This window comes from Salinivibrio sp. IB574 (genome assembly GCF_001996205.1).
Taxonomy (GTDB): domain Bacteria; phylum Pseudomonadota; class Gammaproteobacteria; order Enterobacterales; family Vibrionaceae; genus Salinivibrio; species Salinivibrio proteolyticus.
Window position 1 is genome coordinate 1 of record NZ_MUFN01000038.1, and the last position, 18,930, is coordinate 18,930.

Here is an 18,930-nt window from a genome sequence, read left to right on the forward strand (position 1 = left end):
CCCACATCCCCCGCCCGCCCAGGCTGCGCCCCGCTTCTTTGATTGTGGGCCTTGGGTGCTCAGCTTCGCGTTCGTGCCTTAGCCCGCCCTCGCGGCGCCATTGGCCATATCATGCGGGGCGCGGCGGGCTGGTCGTGGTGACTAATATGAAAGCTGCTGTACTGTGCTTGCTATTTCTTCCGCACCTTCGTAAATATCGCGCATAACATCTTCTACTGAGTCTATTTTCTTGCGACTTTGTTCAGACTCGATGGCAACCGCTTCCATTGATGCACTGACGCCTTGAGTGAGTTGTCTATTTTCACTCACAACGTTGGCAATTTGTGTTGTTGATTCACTGGTCTTCTTCGCTAGATTTCTGACCTCGTCTGCAACGACAGCAAACCCTCGTCCCATATCACCGGCTCTTGCTGCCTCTATTGCTGCGTTAAGCGCCAATAAATTTGTTTGTTCGGCAATTTGGTTAATGGTGGTCACGATCTCTTCGATGCTTTGGGCGTGCTCAGTTAACTGATGCAGCTGCTTGGCTGTGCTTTGCATTTTTTCGGTGACATCGCCGGTTATCGTTACCGCTTCGCGTAGTAACGTACTGCCACTTTCAGCATGTTTTAAGGTCAGCGATGAGGAGTGATGCGCCAGTTGTGCTGCGTGCGAGATGGCTTGATTTTTTTGGACAGTATCAGTGATATTGGCTGCAAACTTGACTACTTTTTCGACCTTTCCATCGCTATCAAACACGGGATTATATGTTGCTTCTAACCATATCTCGTTGCCTAGTTTATCGCGTCTTTTATATTGCCCGCTTTTGAAACTACCGCGTGCTAATTCTTCCCAGAATGTTGGATTTTCCTCGTAAAAGTCGGGATCGCAAAACATACGATGATGCTGGTCCTTTATCTCATCTAACTTATAGCCAACTGTTTCTAGGAAGTTATCGTTTGCATCTAAGATATGTCCGGTAGGCGTGAAGACAATCGTAGCCATAGAGCGATCTAACGCGAGAAAAATTGCATCTTTTCGCATTTTTTCCTGATGACTTCTCGTGACATCCGTTGCCAGTTTTCTGATCTTCACGACGTTCCCTGTGGAATCTTTGACTGGGAAGTAGGTCGCTTCCATCCAAATTTCTTCGCCGTTTTTATGGCGTCGGCGAAAGGTGCCTTTTTGTAAGCGCCCTTCACGAAGTAGTTTCCAGAACATACGGTAGTCACTAGATTGAGTGGTCTCTTCAAAGCAGACCGCAGAATGATGCTGCCCAATCACCTCATCTTTATCATAACCAATGATATCAAGAAGCAATTGGTTACAACTCAACACAGTACCGTCCGGTGAGAAAGTGATGGTCGCCATACTATCGCGTATCGCATTGATCTCATCTTGTAGTGCATCTCGTGCTTGTTCGCATGCGAGCAAGCGATCTTTTGAGTGGTTAAAAAACATGGCGGCTTCCTCTTGTTAAGGACCATATATACACGCCGTATGCTTCTTAGCAAATATGGCTAGCCACACCATGTGAGCACTTTCGGCACTTTCAGATTAATTCAATGAAATTACGTAAAGGATAGTTAGTAAGTATGAGTTTTCCATTCGTCCTTTTGGCTGATTAAATCATGGCAAGTGATTTGTTGTAACAGGGTGTTAAAGATGATGAAAAACAGTCGCTTTTTCACGCCTTTACTTGTCTTTCTACTTAGTTACGATGGTGAAAAAAATGGGCATGGCAATTCGTTTTGCGCTCGAATTTGACAGCTTATGTTTATAAGCTAGAGTAAAAGTGAGCTTTTTCTTGCTCAACCTAGTTCTAGTTCTCAGTAAGCATCATGTTAGGTGGGACACTTAATATGTATGTGACAGTCATATGGCCTGACTTCCACCTGTCAGGCCATTTGCGTTTTTACTCCTTGCTTTGATGTTGACATCCTCCTATCTCGCCCACATAATAAATTCATCAATGGCTTCCTCCAGGTGCGCACGCCGCCCGTAAGAGTGGAAGCTTTTTTTTTGCCTCAAGGATGTCCGTTTTGTCTGCGCGCGTGCCTTATAACAAGCCTTATATGAGTGCCGCTGAGCTGTGCGATAAGCTGGTTGGCCAAGGGATCACCGTCGCTGATCGTGATTTCGCCGCTCGTGTACTCAAACGGTGCAGTTACTACCGATTTAAAGCGTACTTGCTGCCGTTCTCTGAGTCGTCCTCTCACCCTCGTCGCTATCAAGCGGGTACCACGTTCGAGCAATGCTATGCCCTTTATCAGTTTGATGAAGCGCTACGTAATTTGGTGTTTGATGTGGTGGGTAAGGTAGAAGTGGGGATCCGCTCGGGTTTTGAGGAGTGGATGACCAAGCAAACCGATAATCGCTTCTGGTATCTGGATTCGGCTTTATTTAAGGAAAACGGCGAGCAGGTCAAAACTGTCAGTCGCGTGCGGGACATGTTCAAAGACTCCAAAGAGCAGTTCGCTGAGCATTATCGCAGCAAGTATTACAACGACTACTGCCCGTTCTTTCGCGATCTGCCGCCGGGCTGGGTCGCCATTGAGCTGATGACATTTGGTAATGTCTCTAAGCTGATGCGCAGTTTGCAAAGCGATCAGGTGAATGCCCTGAAGATGAACCGCTTTGCGAAAACCTTGAACGTCGAAAAGTACCAAACCTTGTGCGCTTGGGTGGATGCCATTCATCAAGTACGCAACCACTGTGCGCATCACTCGCGCCTGTTTAACCGCAACTTGCCGGCCCCCACAGCGATCAAACGCATTTTATCACCTGATGTGGCGTTAGTGCGTACCCGTCCGGATCCAACCAAGCGCGAAGAAGACCAACTGAACCGTCTTTATACGGTTTTGGCTGCGATTCAACAGCTTTATAACGGGTTGGGCTATGACGCTCTATTGGGCCCTGCATTGGTCGAACTGTTTGAACGTTATCCGGTGGCCAAGCGTTTTATGCCGTCAATGGGCTTCCCCACCGACTGGGAAAATGAACCATTGTTTTTCAGGTAATCGTCGAGTTCTTCGCCAAAATCCGACACACTTGCGATCGGCTGTAGCCGGTCGCGTCGGCCACTTCTTTTAAGCTCATTCCCATTTCTCGATAGCGGTGCACTTTTTGGTGGCGTTCGCTGTCGGGTTGGCGCCCTTTGTATTTGCCGGCTTGTTTGGCGGCGGCAATGCCTTGTTGCTGTCGGGCGCGGCGAGTTTCGTAATCCTTTCTGGCCATGGCGGCCATCAAGTCAATCAGCATGTTGTTTATTGCATCGAGCACCGCACTCATGATCGGATCGTGTTGCGCGCTTTGGGTTTGCAGCGCTTGCCAAGACGTCGGCACATCGAGGCTGACAATGCGCAGGCCGGTGTCTTCAATATGGCGTTTGAGGCTTTTCCAGTCTTGGTCGTTTAAGCGCGTCAGACGGTCGATTTGTTCAACCAGCAAAATGTCATTGGGTTGGGTGTCGGCCAATAGGCGGTTGAGCTCGGGACGTTCCAGCTGGGTACCGCTGATGTTTTCGGTATAAAAGGCGGCGATGCGTTGGCCATGGTCGTTGGCAAATTGGGTCAGGCTGTCTTTGGCGCGCGCGGCATTTTGCTCGTCGGTGGAGGCGCGTAGGTAAGCGCGGATAAACATGAAGGCCCCTTGTGCGTGAAACGTCTCATTTAGATGGTCGCACAAAGGAGTGTCGCATTTAAGTGGTCACATAGCAAGAATGGGCGACTCCCGAGGGAGTCGCGTTTGGGTATACTTATCTTCAACAGTTTTAAGTGCTAGGTACAAACGTGGCTAATTCATCAGTTTGCATGTAAATGTGATATAGGTTGTCAAAGTATCTTTTTATTGAGATATATATCACGGCTTATCCTGTATCTTTAGAAGATAATTCGCCTTGAAAAATAAATTATAAAGGCGAAGAAATATAATGAAATACAAACACCTACTGTTACCCCTCTCTTTAATTGTATCAGCCACTGCATTTGCCGGAGGCCATAGAGAACCTTATCAAGCCCAGACCGATCTGATTAACAAAACGTTTTCTTTAGAGGAAGCACCTACACTCCGCGTTGCAACATTCAATATGGCCGCTGGTCGGGTGTCTTCATTAACAGAAATTGCCAAAGCCATTAAGGCGTTGAATGTTGATATCGTTGCGATACAAGAAGTTGACGTACTGACAGCGCGTAGCGGCAAAGTAGACCAACCAAAGAAACTCGCTGAGCTTACTGGGCTTAATGTTGAATTTGGTAGGGCTATCGACTTTGAGGGCGGTCAGTACGGATTGGCTGTCGCGTCAAAATACCCCATTTTAAAAACTGCGATTACTGAACTGCCATCGGGTGAGCGTGAGCAGCGCATTGCCTTTGAGGCACATGTTGATGTCCCAGGGTTTGACGCACCAATCACCATTTTTAATGCGCATTTAGACACAAAAGAAGACCCGGCGATGCGCGTAGAGCAAGTGAGAGAATTAAACGATACCGCCATAGATTCTAGAGGTATCAAATTACTGCTCGGTGACATGAACGATGTGCCGCACTCTGCGACTCATCAGGAATTGAGTCGTTACTGGAATGTGGTTAGCGATGAAGCGGTTGATTTTCGCTCTTGGCCTGCGAGTAATCCTGAGATCCAAGTCGATTATGTGATGACAGGAAAAGCTCAAAAATGGCATGTTGAAAACATCACGGTGCCGCAAAACAACATGTCGTATGGCGATATTAACTGGCCTGCAGTTACGGATCACCTGCCTATCATTGTTGAGATGAAGATGATTGAACAGTAACAATGCTGTGTGACGGTTGATATTAGGGCACTGTGATCAGTGCCTTTTTATATTCATGAAGAAAAAGAACGGGCCAATGGTTAATTCGGAAAATTTGCCGCCCTATCCTGCTCTATTTCACACGGCTCGCCGGCGGTCGTTCCTCCCTTGTCGCGCCGGTTCAACCGAGCCTAACAGCGCTTCGCAACGTCTCGGCCCTTCGGGTCACGATCAGGGCGAAAGAGCCTTCACCCCAGCGGGCAAGTGGCGTTAAGCGGCTGGCCGGTTCGTTGTCAGTGCCCTCCTGTGTTTCTTTCATCCCGTTGACGCTGCTTTCTTATCCTCGGCGCGCAAGAACCTAAGACACAAGCGTAAAGTGCACGCTGCGCGCGCTTGTGTCTTAGAACCTTTTGCGCTGTCGGGAAAGCAGGCGAAAACGGCGATGAGAAACACACAACAGGAGGAAATCACCATGCCTAACTCACCTTCACTACCCGCAAGCGCCACTAAGCCCGCTGGGGCGAGCAACGTATCGTCGTTGCATCACTCAGGCTCTACAGCAATGAGTGGGCTGCGCCCGTTCCGGGCGGAGTTGATGGATGCGCGTTTGTACCAGCTTTATCAAAATTTAACGGCCATCAATCCACCGGTTGGCCAAGTGATCGCGGCGCTCAATGTTTGCTTACGCCCACACGGTTGGGTGATTGCCACTATCGAGGATTTTGAGGAATTTTTAACGGCCGCAGAAGCGTGGGGGGATGCGCATGAATAAGCCAAATTACGCCAAGCAAATCGCGCGCACCATTCTCGGCCAGTTTGGTGGCCAGCGTTTTATTGCCATGACCGGCGCGCGTCAGTTCGTCGCCCTGCCCACCCCTGGCGTGCAATTTGATTTGCCCGCGCGCTTTGCGCGCGGTGGCATCAACCGCGTACAAGTAGTGCTCGACCCGTGTGATACCTACACGGTGACTTACATGCGTATCAACCGGCGTACCTTTGCGGTAGAAACCGTACATCAAGAAAGTGATATCTACTGCGATATGCTTGAGGAGCGCTTTGAAGCGGTGACTGGTTTGGTCACGCAGTTATGATGATTACATAAATGACATAACCTGCATAACTTACGTAAGTTATGCAGGTTGAATGAATGTCTCAATATGTTGGTATGTGGTGATCATTTCGACATAATTTAGTTTTGGATATAAATGAGTTACAGCATTCACTTAATTAGCAGTTAACAAATTATCAAAGGTATTATAAAATCTAAAATGGGTGGCCAAATTCACTATGCCACTACACTTGGTGAAACCTCATACTCCTGAACACCAGCAGCCTTCAACAACGCATAAAAATCTGCGACTTTGCTTCGTTGCCCTCTTTGCTGACAATAGGAAAAAATAGCCCTTTGTTTAGCACGAGACAGTGCTACAAAAAATGTCGATAGTCCTTCCGTATCACCTTGCTTATAGGACCACCAAGCGTTGTCGTCGGTCCCCATGAAAATGGCTGTATCGAATTCAAGCCCCTTGCTTTTATGAATAGTCATAAGCGGAATATGGTTAGAGCCTTCAAACTCATCTAGTAAACCTTTCCAAGAGATCTGAGTATCAACACAGTTTGTAAAAAACTCTTCGAGTGCTGCTAGGTTTATTTCAAGTAGATCGCCAGTTGCGTAACGGGAAAATGTATTCCGTAGGTCATTCAAATCAATGAAAGAAATAATTCTTTCAAAGGCAAGGCGAGCATTCTCTGGGTTAAACGATTGTTGCATAAATTCTCTGAGCTCAGAAACAAATACTGCTAATCGGCGTTCAACTCGTCTCTGTACTTTATCATCTTCTTGGCTTGTATTACGAAGTAGTTGTACATCTGCTGACAATTGACTCCAAACTTGTGCATTACGACGCCCAAGCCCCAGTTTTAGCAGATTAGAAAATAAACTTGTTAATTCTTCAGCAAGTAGATCCTGTAGGGTCGTTTTACCTATTCTAACATTTTCATTTCGCAGACTAAGTCCGTACTGAGCTAAATAATATGATAGCTGCTCTTCATAATCCTCAGGTCTTTGGCGCACCAAAACAGAAAAGTCCCTTGGGGCCAATGACCTACTTTTCATTTCACTAAAAATCCACTGCGCCAAGTAACTGGCCTCATGATAGACATTTTTACTAAAACAAATCCAAGCTGATTCACCAGATATAGATTTGTGATTACTTGTTTGAACCTCCCTTACGTTATGGTCAATAGCTTGTGCAATAACATGTTGTATCCTGACTAATTCAGGAGAAGATCGGTGATTGAGGAGAAGTGGAATTTGTTCCGCAGCAAAATCGGCTTCAAACTGGTGAAATGCGTCTCCTCGAGCTCCTGCCCAACCCATAATTCTTTGCTTGTAATCTCCAACAGCAGTTACAGCAACTTCGTTTGAGCGAAACGCAGATAAAAGGAAGTCATATTGGGCATAAGTCGTATCTTGAAACTCATCAATAAAAACAAATGAATACGTTTCACGTAAAGCTCGACGCACATGATCATTAGTACGAATTATATATTCAGCTAGCCTATTAATTGTTGTGAAAGATAGGTTTGATTTGTCATTTCCTGAAGCTTCAATTTGCTCAAGTAACCACATTACTATGATATAGTCTCTTGGTAATTGAGGTGCTTTAAGACCATTTTCTGGAATCCTCCAAGAACCGACCACATTGCTTTCAAATGTGCTATTAGTCATTTGGTCTACTGCTTCCACGATTGAAGAGCGATAATTTTCAGGAACTCTATTTTGTAATCTATGCCAAAAACTTGTTACGCTTCCTCTGTTTGGAAAAATAACTTCGTACGGTTTTGTTGGCTTCCAGTCACCGTGAATGGTACCGTAAAATCGGTCAACTAAATTTTTTGTGAAAGCATCAAAAGTCATCGAAATAAACCGATTACTGATTTCCTCAGGACAACGCTGTTTTACTCTATCTGCAATATTTTTGGCTGCATCAGTTTTAAATGAAATGGACAGAATCTTCTTATTTGGTGGACATAGGCCTGTCTCAAGCAGGTATGCAGCTTTTTGCGCTAAAAATTCTGTTTTTCCGGCTCCCGGACTAGCGATAACGCTTGTGGACTTTAGTCGCCTTAGTGCTTGCCAGGCATTAGGCTCAAGATCATCAATTCCTTTGGGGTACCATAGTTCAGGTTGAATAAACTTCACTGCGCCCCCTAGTTTTGAAGGATTGTATGAATAGACTGAACTAAAGCTCGCAGTTCTTCCGGTGCATTTTGAGCTAATTGATCTCGGGAAATAGATCCAAGCACTCGGATGTGTGTGCTAGGCTTACCTCTTCCTAAGAACAAGTATCTGTACCAGCGCAGATTAAGCAGATCGTCAGCATAAAATTCAGGGTTTCCCTTGTCGCCTATGACGGCATCACTAGGGTCCCTAAGACTGGATGGCCCGGTAGAGCTTTCGTCGTGAGCAATCCGATATTGTTTGGGAAATGCTTTTAGCATTGAATAATCAATGTCTAATGGACTGGAGAAGTATACGTTAAAGGGGGGGCGGCGAAGATAGTTAACCCATTTACTAATAGATTTATAATCACCACGCTTGAAGGTATCAAACTTAGCCAGGTTTACAGATAGCCTGCCAGCACCCACTCTATGAGGAAAAAAACGTTCAGCCGGTATTCCATATTCTATTAACTTGGCGACTGCGTTCTTAATTCTTCCCCAGCCACCACCGTGCCGTCCCCAATCCAGATCGAGTAATGTGATAAAGGGGATCTGCAAATCTGTTAGCAAACGCCACATGTGGTTTACATGTCGGCCCCCTAATGGAACCATGGCGACAAAAGACTTATCAATTGGTATTCCCATCGCTTCTGATATATTGGGAAGAATTACCTCCTCGGAAGCCCCCTCCCCAAGAACCACAACTTTAGCGAAATACAATTCTGGATAGGCTCTCACCGCTTGCTGGATGTACTTTGCAGCTTCATTCTTTTCATCAGGTAGAGTTAGTTGACGAACGACGGTGGTGTTTGATTCAGTTGTTAGCCTGAAGTGCCTTACTTGTGTTGGTTGGATTCTGGCGAGAATGCTTGGCGAATGGCTAGATAGTACTGCTTGTGCTCTTAAGCCATGCACTAGGTTGTTGATCTGACTTATTATTCGAGACAGGTAGTATGGGGCTAAGTTATTCTCTGGCTCCTCAAGCGCCAAAATAGTCAACGAGGGTAAGGGCAAGTCTTCACCAAGAAAATCTTCACTCTTTGGTTGGGCTAAGATCTCGGTTTCAACATCGAGAGTGGCTGAAGTCATGGCGATGTGAAACAGCGAACTCTGGCCATCGCTTAGCTCGTCAATGCTCCGATCCCGACCACTTTCATCTGGGTGCAGTAGTACCTCTACCTTACGAACAAATTCTTCAAAGCGTATGTCGACCGGACGAAACTTCGGTGTACTGTCAGTTCCAGCCGAGTACAGTTCTCGCCAACGCTCTGTGAGTTTTCCGGTAACGGTACTAATCGCATTTTCACCCTCAAAGGCCTCGTTCAACTCTGTAGCCTTTTGAGTAAAAGATGACCTAACTTGCTCCGACCAGTTAATAGCCTTCCAAAGTCGGCCCTTTAGAAAGGCTGATACCTGGGAGACTGCACAACGTGTGGCAGGTACGTAAATCAATTGGATTCGAGAACGATCCGCTGGACGCACATTGTGAAAATCAGCATCTTCTGGCTCACCCCAGGTCGTAATCGCGCGGAACTGGCTCGTAATGTACCCATCTATTGAACCATCATCTTCCCATTCCGCGTCCAAACGCAAACGGCATTTCAGTTTACCGCCATCGTCAGCTACGCTCATATGGTGAAAGAAGTCTGGTATCACGGAGTAGTCTCCACCTTCATCATCCAGCTCAGGAAAGGCGATAATGGCTTCAAGTGTCAGAGTCCGCTTACTGGGACTATATTTTTCCGAATAGGGAATATGAAAATCCTGACGGCGAATTGTCCGCTGTTCATTGGAGATGCCGAACATTCGCTGTAAGGCCTGCATCAAGGCCGTTTTCCCTGTACCATTTGCTCCAACCAAGGTGGTTAGATCCGGATCGACAGCTATGTTCTGACCCTCTGGCCCGAAACTTCTAAAGTTCTGTAGATTTATTCTCTCGATATACACAGCAGGTTCCCTCTCCTAAATACTCAGGAATTATATGGCTTTTCTATCGCAAACTTCCAATTGACCAAGCATGGCCGTGATCGCGCATTGATTGCTGGATCGAAAAAGGTCACCTTGGGGGTGCTGTAATGGAAGCAACGTTGAAGTCGCTTCTGAGCAATGTTATCAGGTGAGTTATGTCCCTGACAGCTGTTTCCAGACTTTACGATAGCCACCTCCAGACACGATGCACTAACGTCGTATGCTAGGTAGGAGTAAGTAGAGCCATCACACTAGCTCTCCTTTAATGGCTTTATCTAGAATTGACGGCATCAACGCTTCTAGCTCAAATGAAGCGAACAGAGGCCCCCACTTTCTTCTCGCCAAATATTGGAAAAAGTAGGGCAAACTGCATAACGTGGTTTGAGAGGTTATGAGTTGCTGGCATGGAAAGGACAGAAGTGCGTTGCAGTTCTTAAATAGGGAATTTTTCCTCATACTCCTCAGCCAATGCAGCTAGCCTTTCAAGTTCGTCACCTTCCGGAATCACTAGCTCTGCTGCATAAAACAGATATTCAATTCGCTTTAATGCGGATTTTAAATCACTTTCATAGGGTTTGAATACTAATTCATTAAATGTTAACGCAGCTAGATAATTAGCATGTGATTATAGGCTATAATCTTCTCTATCTGTTATTTTTTAATAATCTAAAAGAGCAAGATTCTTTTTAATATAATTTGTTAACAGTTCACAAGATGATGCCCAACTGTCTTCATTTGGGTGGATGATCTTATGTGTTAAAAAATCATTAACTAAAGTTATTGATAAAATAATGTTTTGGAGGAATGCATAGTCAACAGTGTCATCTAGTAGGAATTTATTCATACTATTCGAGTAGTGCTCGTCTTTTAATGAGCACTCTATAACATCTAGAGAGTACTCTCTGTATAATTTCAATCCTCTTGTTAGTGCATTGATAGTGATTTCTAGCTGTACAGATTCAACTTTATTTTCGTTAATGTACTCACGAGAGAGGGCGTAAGCATGATTCAGATCCTGAGTAACGTTATCCAAGTGAACATCAAAAATAGCCAGAGTTTCCTTTGCCATGACCTCAGCCCATGATGTCATAGCTATTCTCTTTGAATCGTCATCATCAGATTCAATATCCTTATCATCAAACACTTCATATGCTCCATCTTCTATTTTTTCTAATTGGTGTTTTATAGTAGTAAGTGAAGCTCTAGAATTAATGGCCTTATCTAGATATTTATCGTATACAGCTTGGTGTCGCCATTGTGTTGCACTCATTTCAGCGGCTTTGGCAGCTTTGGCGGTATAAATGGCAGCAGTAGCTGTTGCTAAGGCAGACGCAGATGAAACTATTAAAGTCCAATCTATATCTTCCGATACGAAATAATCGACCCAGCTTCCATTTAAAAAGCTATTAACCATAGAGAAGCATGCTATCCCCAACAGGAAACTTAAAAATATTAAAATACAGAACACTACGTGTTTTTTGAAAAAATTGGGAGTCATTACACTGCTGGCTCCTAAAAACATCAAACTTATCACACACTAACACGTTTTGAAAAGCCGGTTGGTTCGGATAAGCATTTATATGAGAAATGAGCACAAATAGGATTTTAATTACTATCCTCTCTAGCAAAAAATGGAGAAGAACTGTGTTACGGTGATCCCAAAGTACGATTCTGGCCACGAGTGTGTAATCGAGATGATATAGTGATTCTACCTAACACAGTTTTTTTTGGGGGGGAATACGCATTTACCTAATCTAACTCAAGTCACCCTAAAGCCACGTGGAACTTACAGAACCAGCCACAGCGCTCTAGCCTTTCCTATAATCACCAGACCTTACTCCCCTACACAATAAGCCAAATCGCCACACTCAGCAGCAAGCCGAGGATAACGGCCTCTAGCGTGTATTTTTTGATGATTTTTGTCATTGCTGCGCGTAACTCTATCTGCTGGGGTTGATTGTTAATCGATGCATAGTGACAGATTAAGTAGTCAATAGACAGGCTTGTTGAGTGGACAAAGTTAGAGGTTTACGCAAAAGGCATAACTTACGTAAGTTATGCCTTTTGCCGAGTCGCCATTACGCGTCTTTCAAGGAACGAACAAAGGTGGTTAGGCCGTCCTTGGTGAGGAGGTGCAGGCCAAAATCCAGATCAAAATAGTAGACGTACCCTTGGTTCTCTTCGCCAATACCAAGACAAAATACAGCGTTACCGTAGCTAGCCATAAACGGAAGGATCGATTCGTTATCGAGGTATGGGGCAAAGTTTAGGTATACCTCTTCTAATTCATCTTCGGCAAACACTTCTTCAATTGATAGTGTGTCGTCGGGAATCGCTTGGTTGACGGCATCATAATCGGCAAGGTCGACAACCTTATCTAAAAGCTCGTCTTCTTGCTCCCAAATGGGCACCAGCATGCTTTTGGTTGTGGTAGTAATGTTCATCTGTACCTCAAAGCTTTTCTTTAGGTGAAGGGTAAGCGACTGCTTTAACTTGTTCTTTAAGGTTGTGTCAAACACTACTGACCCGTGAGATACCTACACGGTGACTTATATACGCGTCAATCGGCGCACCTTTTCGGTAGAAACGGTACATCAAGAAAGCGGTATTTACTGCGATATGCTCGAGGAGCGCTTTGAAGCGGTGACTGGTTTGGTAACAAACCTTTAGATAAAAAGAATAGCATAACTTACGTAAGTTGTGTAAGTTATGCTATTAAGAGGTTCCTAATAGAGTTCAACATGCGCCATAAAGACGCTGAACAACGTATAGCATTAGATTTTGAACGAGACGAGCTACCCGTAACCCTTCACGAATGGCTCAATAATGAAGATAGTCGATTGGCTTATTACTTCCAATTAGGAAGAGGATATTACATTTTAACAATTGATTTTTGTGAGCTGTCTTTACGTGAAAATCCATGCAGGGCCCGATATATCGTGTCCGCAGCCATCAACAAAAATGGCAGCAAGCATATTCCCCATATTATCCGTGATATTTCTATTCCCGATATTTTTTCGTGCGAGCGTACAAACGAGTTGATTGATTTTTTGCAAATCGTTTCCGCATTGCATCATCGACTTCCTAGTCATTGATCAGGATGTCGCAATCAGTAGCAAGGAGACACTCAAGACGATACCCAAGATGACGGCTTCTACCATGTATCTTTTGATAATTATTTTCATTTTCATTAAGAGCCTGGCTGACATTGACTGTATTTAAAAGTGTGCGACATGTTTGTTTAGTTAGTCAATGCGTAGGGGCGACGAACTTCTAAGAGGAAGTTATTACGTAACTTATGATTGTTTAATAACTTACGTAAGTTATTCGGCTTTTTCGGTAGGATAGGTGTTGTCACTTCATGTTCATTGGTTTAAAAAACTAGGTATCCAACAGTAAATCCAACCACCATTACGATGATAGCGGTAAGCGCCATATTGTTAATGACCCACTCGTCCATTATCTATCCCTCATGTTTTTGTCCATCTGCATAAAACTATACCAGAGAAATGCCGTTCTTTTTGTCTCACATTGCCTCGCCACCTTGTACGTAATCAGTGCTTGTCAGACACATCAGTCGGTAATCGTTTCGTGCGTACGAAAAAATATAGGCGTTTGGGGTGAGTGCAGGATTCGTAAAGTGCTGGCAAATGGTACCATTTTCATCAAACCAATGGCTTCTCTGCGCTGCGCATATCGCTCAAACTCCAAAACGCCCCCCCTTTTTTCCCGCTCCTATTTTTATGCCCTGGGCCAGACGGCTTCTTATGAGGATGAATGGACACACCCTACGCAACTATGGTTGTCTGGGAAAATCACAATATATTCATTGTTTTACCGTGTTATCACTTGTTAAACAATGCCGTTAACTTTGTTTAATCTCGGACGAAGGTTGTTTAACAACGTGTTTAACAGAAAGTCCTAAGTGGCTGTATTTTATCGTTAACATTGCGTTCTTTGTTGATAACACAGGGTGTGGCCACTTCGAGAAAAGACCTCGGTGCCCGAGCTCATTTCTCGAAGTGACTCCGGTTTCTTTGCTACGGGTGGAATGTTGTCTGCTACGCCCCGTTTTCATCTTGCTACGCACTGATTTTATGTTGCTACAGGCGATTTTTGGCTTGCTACATCGCGATTTACTCTCGTATTTTCCGCGGGTGCGATTTTGCCGCTTTTTGGGGCTGTTTTTCTCAGGGATCGGACGGGTTTTATGAGAGGCAGGAAACGCATTTTGTCGGACAACTCACTTGTGTTCGTCGTCCGGCAAAATGCTACCTGCTCGTCCGAGGGGTCTGCGACGCGCAAAAGATCGGAAAATCGGGCTCACCCTGTAAATCGCCCTGAAAGCCGTCATAAACTTTCATAGAGAAAAGAGGGGTTTAAGAATTGGGTTAGTGCTGGAAAATGGCTTGCAGCGTGATTGAGGCGTTTTTAAGAGGTGTTTTTGATAGCTAACTCGCCTATTTAACATATGTCCAATATTACGCACCAAATTTATCGCCTCTGTAGCGACAAAGATGTGTGCGACGCGTAGGGATCATTTTTTTCTGTAACGGTTTCTCATTACATCAAGATATTGAAATCAATCCAGACTTTTAATGCACTATAACTTTAAATCTGCTTAAAAGACCAACAATCAACGACAGCGAACGCAGCAACATAGGTGCATACTCAACCAAGCTTGATACATGATCAGTGCGATTTTCTATTTACTTAACTTACGACAATTACTACACTTACGTAAGTTTCATAACTTACGAAGGGGCGCGTGATGGGAAAGATATTTCTACTCGGCAGCCAAAAGGGCGGCTGCGGTAAATCCACGCTAGCTATCAACGTGGCAGGGTGGCTACTCAACAAAGAAGCCGACGTAATTTTGGTGGATGCCGATCCCCAGGGCAGTGCGGCACGTTGGGCGCAAGACCGACAAGAAAATGAAAGCATCGGCAACATCCCGCATGTTCAAGCGTCGGGGAATATCAACCAGACGCTGAAAGATTTGGCATCCAAATACGAGTACGTTGTAGTTGATACCGCGGGTCGCGATAGCCGTGAATTACGTACCGGTATGGTCGTCGCTGATATCGTTATTTCGCCATCACGCCCTTCGCAATACGATCTCGACACACTGCCACACCTCACTGAGGTGTACTTACAAGCCCAGGATTTAAACCCGAACTTGCGCGGTTATTTAGTGCTGAACATGAGCCCAACCAATCCGGTGATCAAAGAAGCGGATGATGCACGCGAATACCTGAGTGATTTTCCCGAGTTCCAACTTGCTGAGACGCTGATCCACGATCGCAAAGCGTTCCGCGATTGCATCGGCGAAGGTAAGACAGTATTTGAATGGCGCGATCCAAAAGCCCGCGATGAAATGGAACGGTTGATGGAGGAGATCACAAATGGTTAAACGTCGCGAACGCACGCCGAACACTCGAGACATTGAAAAGTTTGCTAGCGCCGCAGAGCCGCACGTTAAAGCGCAAAAAACGTCGAAGCAAACGTATAAGCGTTTGACGTTCTCGCTCACAGAGCGTGAGGACGCGTTGATCAATGAGCTATCACTTAAGCCACGTACATTCCGCTGTAGTCGCTCAAAGGTCGTCACAGCCGCTGTGGCTCACTTAGCGACGTTATCTGACGATGAGATCGTCGCCATTCTTGAAAAAACACAAAAAGATTGATGATGGGAACTGTGGATTTGTGTGGTAACTCAGCGAGTTATCCACAATCCACAGTCTCTATAATAATCTATATAGATCTATAAGATCTCTATAAGAGATCTATAAAGATCTATAGCGTCTGAAAAGTCATTTAAAATCATTATCTTATAACGCTAAAGGTCACACTTTTTTAGTGTTGTGGTTACAAATTTTTAGTGTTTTAGGCCTTTATGGTTACATATTTTTAGTCTATGGTCACATTTTTTTAGTGTTTCGGATCCTTTTCTTAGTGTTACGGTCACATATTTTTAGTGTCATGCGATTATTTATCTAATGGTCACAGATTTTTAGTGTCTGTGACTAATCAAAACAGCGTGTTGGGTAAAAAGTGAACAGGGCGACTAATTAGATCGTATTGGTCACAGATTTTTAGTGTTTGGGGAGAAAAGCACTTTAACGGTAACAGATTTTTAGTATGCTAGGCGCTCACACTAAAAAAATGTGACCATTGGCACGGAATCTTTTAATGACAGACGATACAGATCGCCGCTTTCAAGTTTCAACAGAAACCGCAAGCGACCTACCCAAACAGTTTTTCAAGAAAAGTCATGAACTTGTTTTTAGCCAACTCGGATTAACCGCGCGCGAGCACGACATGATGGCGCTGTTCTTGGCTAAGCTCCATCGCGATCACTGGAATGACTATCTTGAGCGCCGCGACATTCACGCGCCGCGCTATGTATTCTCATCAGACGTGCTTAAAGATTGGTTTGGGTTAGATGCCAAACAGCTCTATCCGACTCTGCGCCCGGTTGCCGAGCGTTTATCGAGCCGCAAAGTCGGTATTCAGAATGACAGTGAGCAAGAGTTCGATTTTATCCCGCTGTTCGCGCGTGTGCGTTACCAAAAGGGGCAACTGACCATCGTGCCCAACTCCGAGCTGTTGCACGCGTATGTCGATTATTCTGCTGGCCATGCGCAGATCAATCACCACGCATTTAGAAAGCTCAAATCAGAGCACTCAAAACGCCTCTTCACGCTGTTATCGCGCTTTCGTGAGACTGGCGTGTTGCATCCGCAGTCGATCGAAGCGCTACACGGCTTATTTGGACTGCTGGATGAAAAGGGCAATCTGATCAAGCCGAGCTATCGCAGCAACAAAGTATTTATCGACCGCTGCATTCGTAAACCGATCAAAGAAATGATGCAGTGTCCGGAAGTGATTAAAGAGCTCGAGTTCCACACCGACAGCAAAACCGGCAATGTCGGTTTTGCGCCAATCATGCAGGGGCGAAAAATGATCGCGGTGCAGTTCTTGTATCGTTGGAAAACGCACGATCAAATGGCAGAAAAACAAGCACGGGAAAAACTCGCTGCCGAACCGGCGCCCGATGACCCTATGCTGACGCTCGTACGCGAAGCGTGGCAGATTGTGATGAGCTGGCCGTATGGTGGCGAGCTGACAGACAAGCACGATTTTGCGCTGCGTTCGGTTGAGCTTGGGATCACCAAAATGCCCGAAGATAAGCCGATTGATGCGACGTTTATCTCCCGTCTAAACACCATTCGTAGCGAAATGCTTGCCACAGAAAACGACAAAGAATAAGTTAAGCAACTTACGTAAGTTATTCATGTTATGTAAGTTGCATCACTGACGTAAGTCGTGATTCTCGTCGCATTATCAATCGCTTAAATAGCAAGCCCCTCGCGCACTTCGCACTATAACGTGAAGGAGGTGCGCCCATGCCCAATTACGCTTATCTTCGCGTCTCGAGCGACAGCCAAGACACGGCCAACCAAAAACACGGCATTTTGGATTACGCCAATCGAGCCGGATTGGCCAACTTACAGTTTGTGGAAGATACCGCCTCCGGCGCAAAAAAATGGCACGAACGGCGACTTGGCCAACTGCTTAGTGGCATGGAGGCAGGGGATACGATTGTGTTTGCAGAGATCTCGCGAATGGCACGCTCCACGCTGCAAGTGCTCGAGATTTTAGAACATTGCATGGCGCATCAGTTAAACGTGCATATCGCTAAACAAAACATGCAGCTCGACGGCTCGATGCAAGCGCGTATCGTTGCGACGGTATTGGGGCTAGCTGGTGAGATTGAGCGCGAATTTATCCGCATGCGCACCCGCGAAGCGCTGGCAGCACGCAAAGAAAAAGGCATTCGTTTAGGGCGACCGAAAGGACCGGCTGCAAAGCTAAAGCTCGATGCCAAACGGGATCAAATTGAGAAATATCGTACCATGGGGCTTAGCTTGCGTGAGACGGCGCGGCTGATTGATACGCCACCAAGTACGCTGGCCGACTATGTGAAACGGCGGGGGATTTAGAAGAGTGCGAAATCGCTCGAAACATTGCTCACCTAAAAGGTGATAATCTTATCTTCGCACGTGAGCGTTAATCATTCGTGCCGATCTGGTCACGCGATAAGTGACTAAACGCGCCTCCTCTGTTGATTACAAACGGGCGCGTTTTCCCTTTCATCTTTTCCATATGCCTTTTTCTAATCAATAGTTAATGGCGCGTTTATATCAGCCTGTGCCAGAGTAATTATTCATACACTTCTTCAAGCTGCTGTCGTTTGCTCGATGCGTTGGCGCCGAACTCCCCAAATGCGAGCCAATGTTTATCAACGTTTAAGCATTCACTGATTTTGACTACTGTCTCGAGAGTTGGAGATCGCTTTCCCTTTTCCCAATCAACATAGGTCATCCTTGCAATACCGAGCGATTTAGCTGCTGCAACCTGTGAGAGTAGCTGACGCTTCCGTGCATATTGCAGCCTATTTGCAAATACGTTCAAATCGTCTGTGTAATCGTCCATACGTGTCTCACTTTCTCTATGAATTTTTTATTTATCATTACCTTATGTATTGGTATTGATTTATCGGTTATATCGAGAGACTTTTTATAAAAATATCGTTCGTGAGTTGCTGTTTTACGCTTTAGTTCGTCAGGCTATCTAGGTCTTTCGGTAAGACGCTAACCCTCTTTGATTGGTTAACTTGTTGATAAATATCTCTATCAGTTATTACTGTCCAAGTGAATAGGCGTCTATTTTTTGGCTGTTTATTGTTGAAGTGTAACAAGATGTAAAATTTATGTTTTCTCAAAAGCTTAATATTCTCTATAAACGAAATTAGTAAGAATGGACTAATGCCCAACTCTATAACATCGATGCAATGAAAACTGTTCATTTCTATGATTTTTCATAATTAATTTAATATATTCATCATCTTAATCTGGTCCTCTTTCTAGGCTTTCTCTCCTTTTCTGTTCTTCATGTCTGTAATACGCCTGCTTTTTTGTCAG

The 18,930-nt window shown here is 45.0% G+C and carries 16 protein-coding genes; 9 read left to right on the plus strand and 7 right to left on the minus strand.

The window, feature by feature from the left end; genetic code table 11:
• Positions 1–141: 141 nt before the first annotated feature.
• The gene (locus tag BZJ17_RS17640; protein ID WP_077641252.1) at positions 142–1,440 is read right to left on the minus strand and encodes a PAS domain-containing methyl-accepting chemotaxis protein; all 1,299 of its coding nucleotides are present in this window, start codon (positions 1,438–1,440) and stop codon (positions 142–144) included.
• Between the two features lie 581 nt (positions 1,441–2,021).
• Between BZJ17_RS17640 and BZJ17_RS14935 the strand changes: the two genes are divergently transcribed.
• Entirely contained in the window at positions 2,022–2,999 is a 978-nt protein-coding gene (locus BZJ17_RS14935) for an Abi family protein (protein ID WP_198534186.1), read from the plus strand.
• Here the strand turns inward: BZJ17_RS14935 and BZJ17_RS14940 are convergent.
• Positions 2,992–3,621, minus strand: coding sequence for a recombinase family protein (locus BZJ17_RS14940; protein WP_077641254.1), 630 nt, complete (start codon positions 3,619–3,621; stop codon positions 2,992–2,994). The genes BZJ17_RS14935 and BZJ17_RS14940 overlap by 8 nt on opposite strands.
• 289 nt (positions 3,622–3,910) lie before the next feature.
• Between BZJ17_RS14940 and BZJ17_RS14945 the strand changes: the two genes are divergently transcribed.
• From BZJ17_RS14945 to BZJ17_RS14955, 3 genes are all read left to right on the plus strand, one after another.
• Positions 3,911–4,771 carry an endonuclease/exonuclease/phosphatase family protein gene (locus BZJ17_RS14945; RefSeq protein ID WP_077641255.1) on the plus strand — a complete coding sequence of 287 codons (861 nt, stop codon included), beginning with the start codon at positions 3,911–3,913 and terminating at the stop codon, positions 4,769–4,771.
• A gap of 451 nt (positions 4,772–5,222) precedes the next feature.
• The gene (locus BZJ17_RS17155) at positions 5,223–5,522 is read left to right on the plus strand and encodes a hypothetical protein (RefSeq protein WP_131826817.1); all 300 of its coding nucleotides are present in this window, start codon (positions 5,223–5,225) and stop codon (positions 5,520–5,522) included.
• The gene (locus tag BZJ17_RS14955; protein WP_077641257.1) at positions 5,515–5,841 is read left to right on the plus strand and encodes a hypothetical protein; all 327 of its coding nucleotides are present in this window, start codon (positions 5,515–5,517) and stop codon (positions 5,839–5,841) included. Before BZJ17_RS17155 ends, BZJ17_RS14955 begins: the two co-directional genes overlap by 8 nt.
• A 194-nt stretch (positions 5,842–6,035) precedes the next feature.
• On the opposite strand, the gene BZJ17_RS14960 is transcribed toward BZJ17_RS14955, so the two are convergent.
• The 4 genes from BZJ17_RS14960 to BZJ17_RS14980 all read right to left on the minus strand — a co-directional run bounded on the left by BZJ17_RS14960 (position 6,036) and on the right by BZJ17_RS14980 (position 12,387).
• Positions 6,036–7,955 carry an ATP-dependent helicase gene (locus tag BZJ17_RS14960; RefSeq protein ID WP_077641258.1) on the minus strand — a complete coding sequence of 640 codons (1,920 nt, stop codon included), beginning with the start codon at positions 7,953–7,955 and terminating at the stop codon, positions 6,036–6,038.
• A gap of 8 nt (positions 7,956–7,963) precedes the next feature.
• Positions 7,964–9,922 (minus strand): AAA family ATPase, encoded by a 1,959-nt coding sequence (locus BZJ17_RS14965; protein WP_077641259.1) that lies wholly within the window; start codon positions 9,920–9,922, stop codon positions 7,964–7,966.
• A 679-nt stretch (positions 9,923–10,601) separates the two neighbouring features.
• The gene (locus BZJ17_RS14975; protein WP_077641260.1) at positions 10,602–11,441 is read right to left on the minus strand and encodes a hypothetical protein; all 840 of its coding nucleotides are present in this window, start codon (positions 11,439–11,441) and stop codon (positions 10,602–10,604) included.
• A 580-nt stretch (positions 11,442–12,021) separates the two neighbouring features.
• Positions 12,022–12,387, minus strand: coding sequence for a hypothetical protein (locus tag BZJ17_RS14980; protein WP_077641261.1), 366 nt, complete (start codon positions 12,385–12,387; stop codon positions 12,022–12,024).
• Between the two features lie 297 nt (positions 12,388–12,684).
• Between BZJ17_RS14980 and BZJ17_RS14985 the strand changes: the two genes are divergently transcribed.
• The 5 genes from BZJ17_RS14985 (at position 12,685) to BZJ17_RS15005 (ending at position 17,949) form a co-directional block, all read left to right on the plus strand.
• Entirely contained in the window at positions 12,685–13,038 is a 354-nt protein-coding gene (locus BZJ17_RS14985) for a hypothetical protein (protein WP_077641262.1), read from the plus strand.
• Between the two features lie 1,676 nt (positions 13,039–14,714).
• The gene (locus BZJ17_RS14990) at positions 14,715–15,356 is read left to right on the plus strand and encodes an AAA family ATPase (RefSeq protein ID WP_077641263.1); all 642 of its coding nucleotides are present in this window, start codon (positions 14,715–14,717) and stop codon (positions 15,354–15,356) included.
• On the plus strand, positions 15,349–15,630 hold the full coding sequence (locus tag BZJ17_RS14995; protein ID WP_077641264.1) for a hypothetical protein: 282 nt from the start codon (positions 15,349–15,351) through the stop codon (positions 15,628–15,630). The genes BZJ17_RS14990 and BZJ17_RS14995 overlap by 8 nt, the downstream gene beginning before the upstream one ends.
• A 505-nt stretch (positions 15,631–16,135) precedes the next feature.
• Positions 16,136–17,215 carry a replication initiation protein gene (locus BZJ17_RS15000; protein ID WP_077641265.1) on the plus strand — a complete coding sequence of 360 codons (1,080 nt, stop codon included), beginning with the start codon at positions 16,136–16,138 and terminating at the stop codon, positions 17,213–17,215.
• 137 nt (positions 17,216–17,352) lie between these two features.
• The gene (locus BZJ17_RS15005; protein WP_077641266.1) at positions 17,353–17,949 is read left to right on the plus strand and encodes a recombinase family protein; all 597 of its coding nucleotides are present in this window, start codon (positions 17,353–17,355) and stop codon (positions 17,947–17,949) included.
• A gap of 220 nt (positions 17,950–18,169) precedes the next feature.
• Here the strand turns inward: BZJ17_RS15005 and BZJ17_RS15010 are convergent, their stop codons facing one another.
• Positions 18,170–18,442: a helix-turn-helix transcriptional regulator gene (locus tag BZJ17_RS15010; protein WP_077641267.1), complete on the minus strand. Its 273-nt coding sequence runs from the start codon at positions 18,440–18,442 to the stop codon at positions 18,170–18,172.
• Between the last annotated feature and the right edge of the window lie 488 nt (positions 18,443–18,930).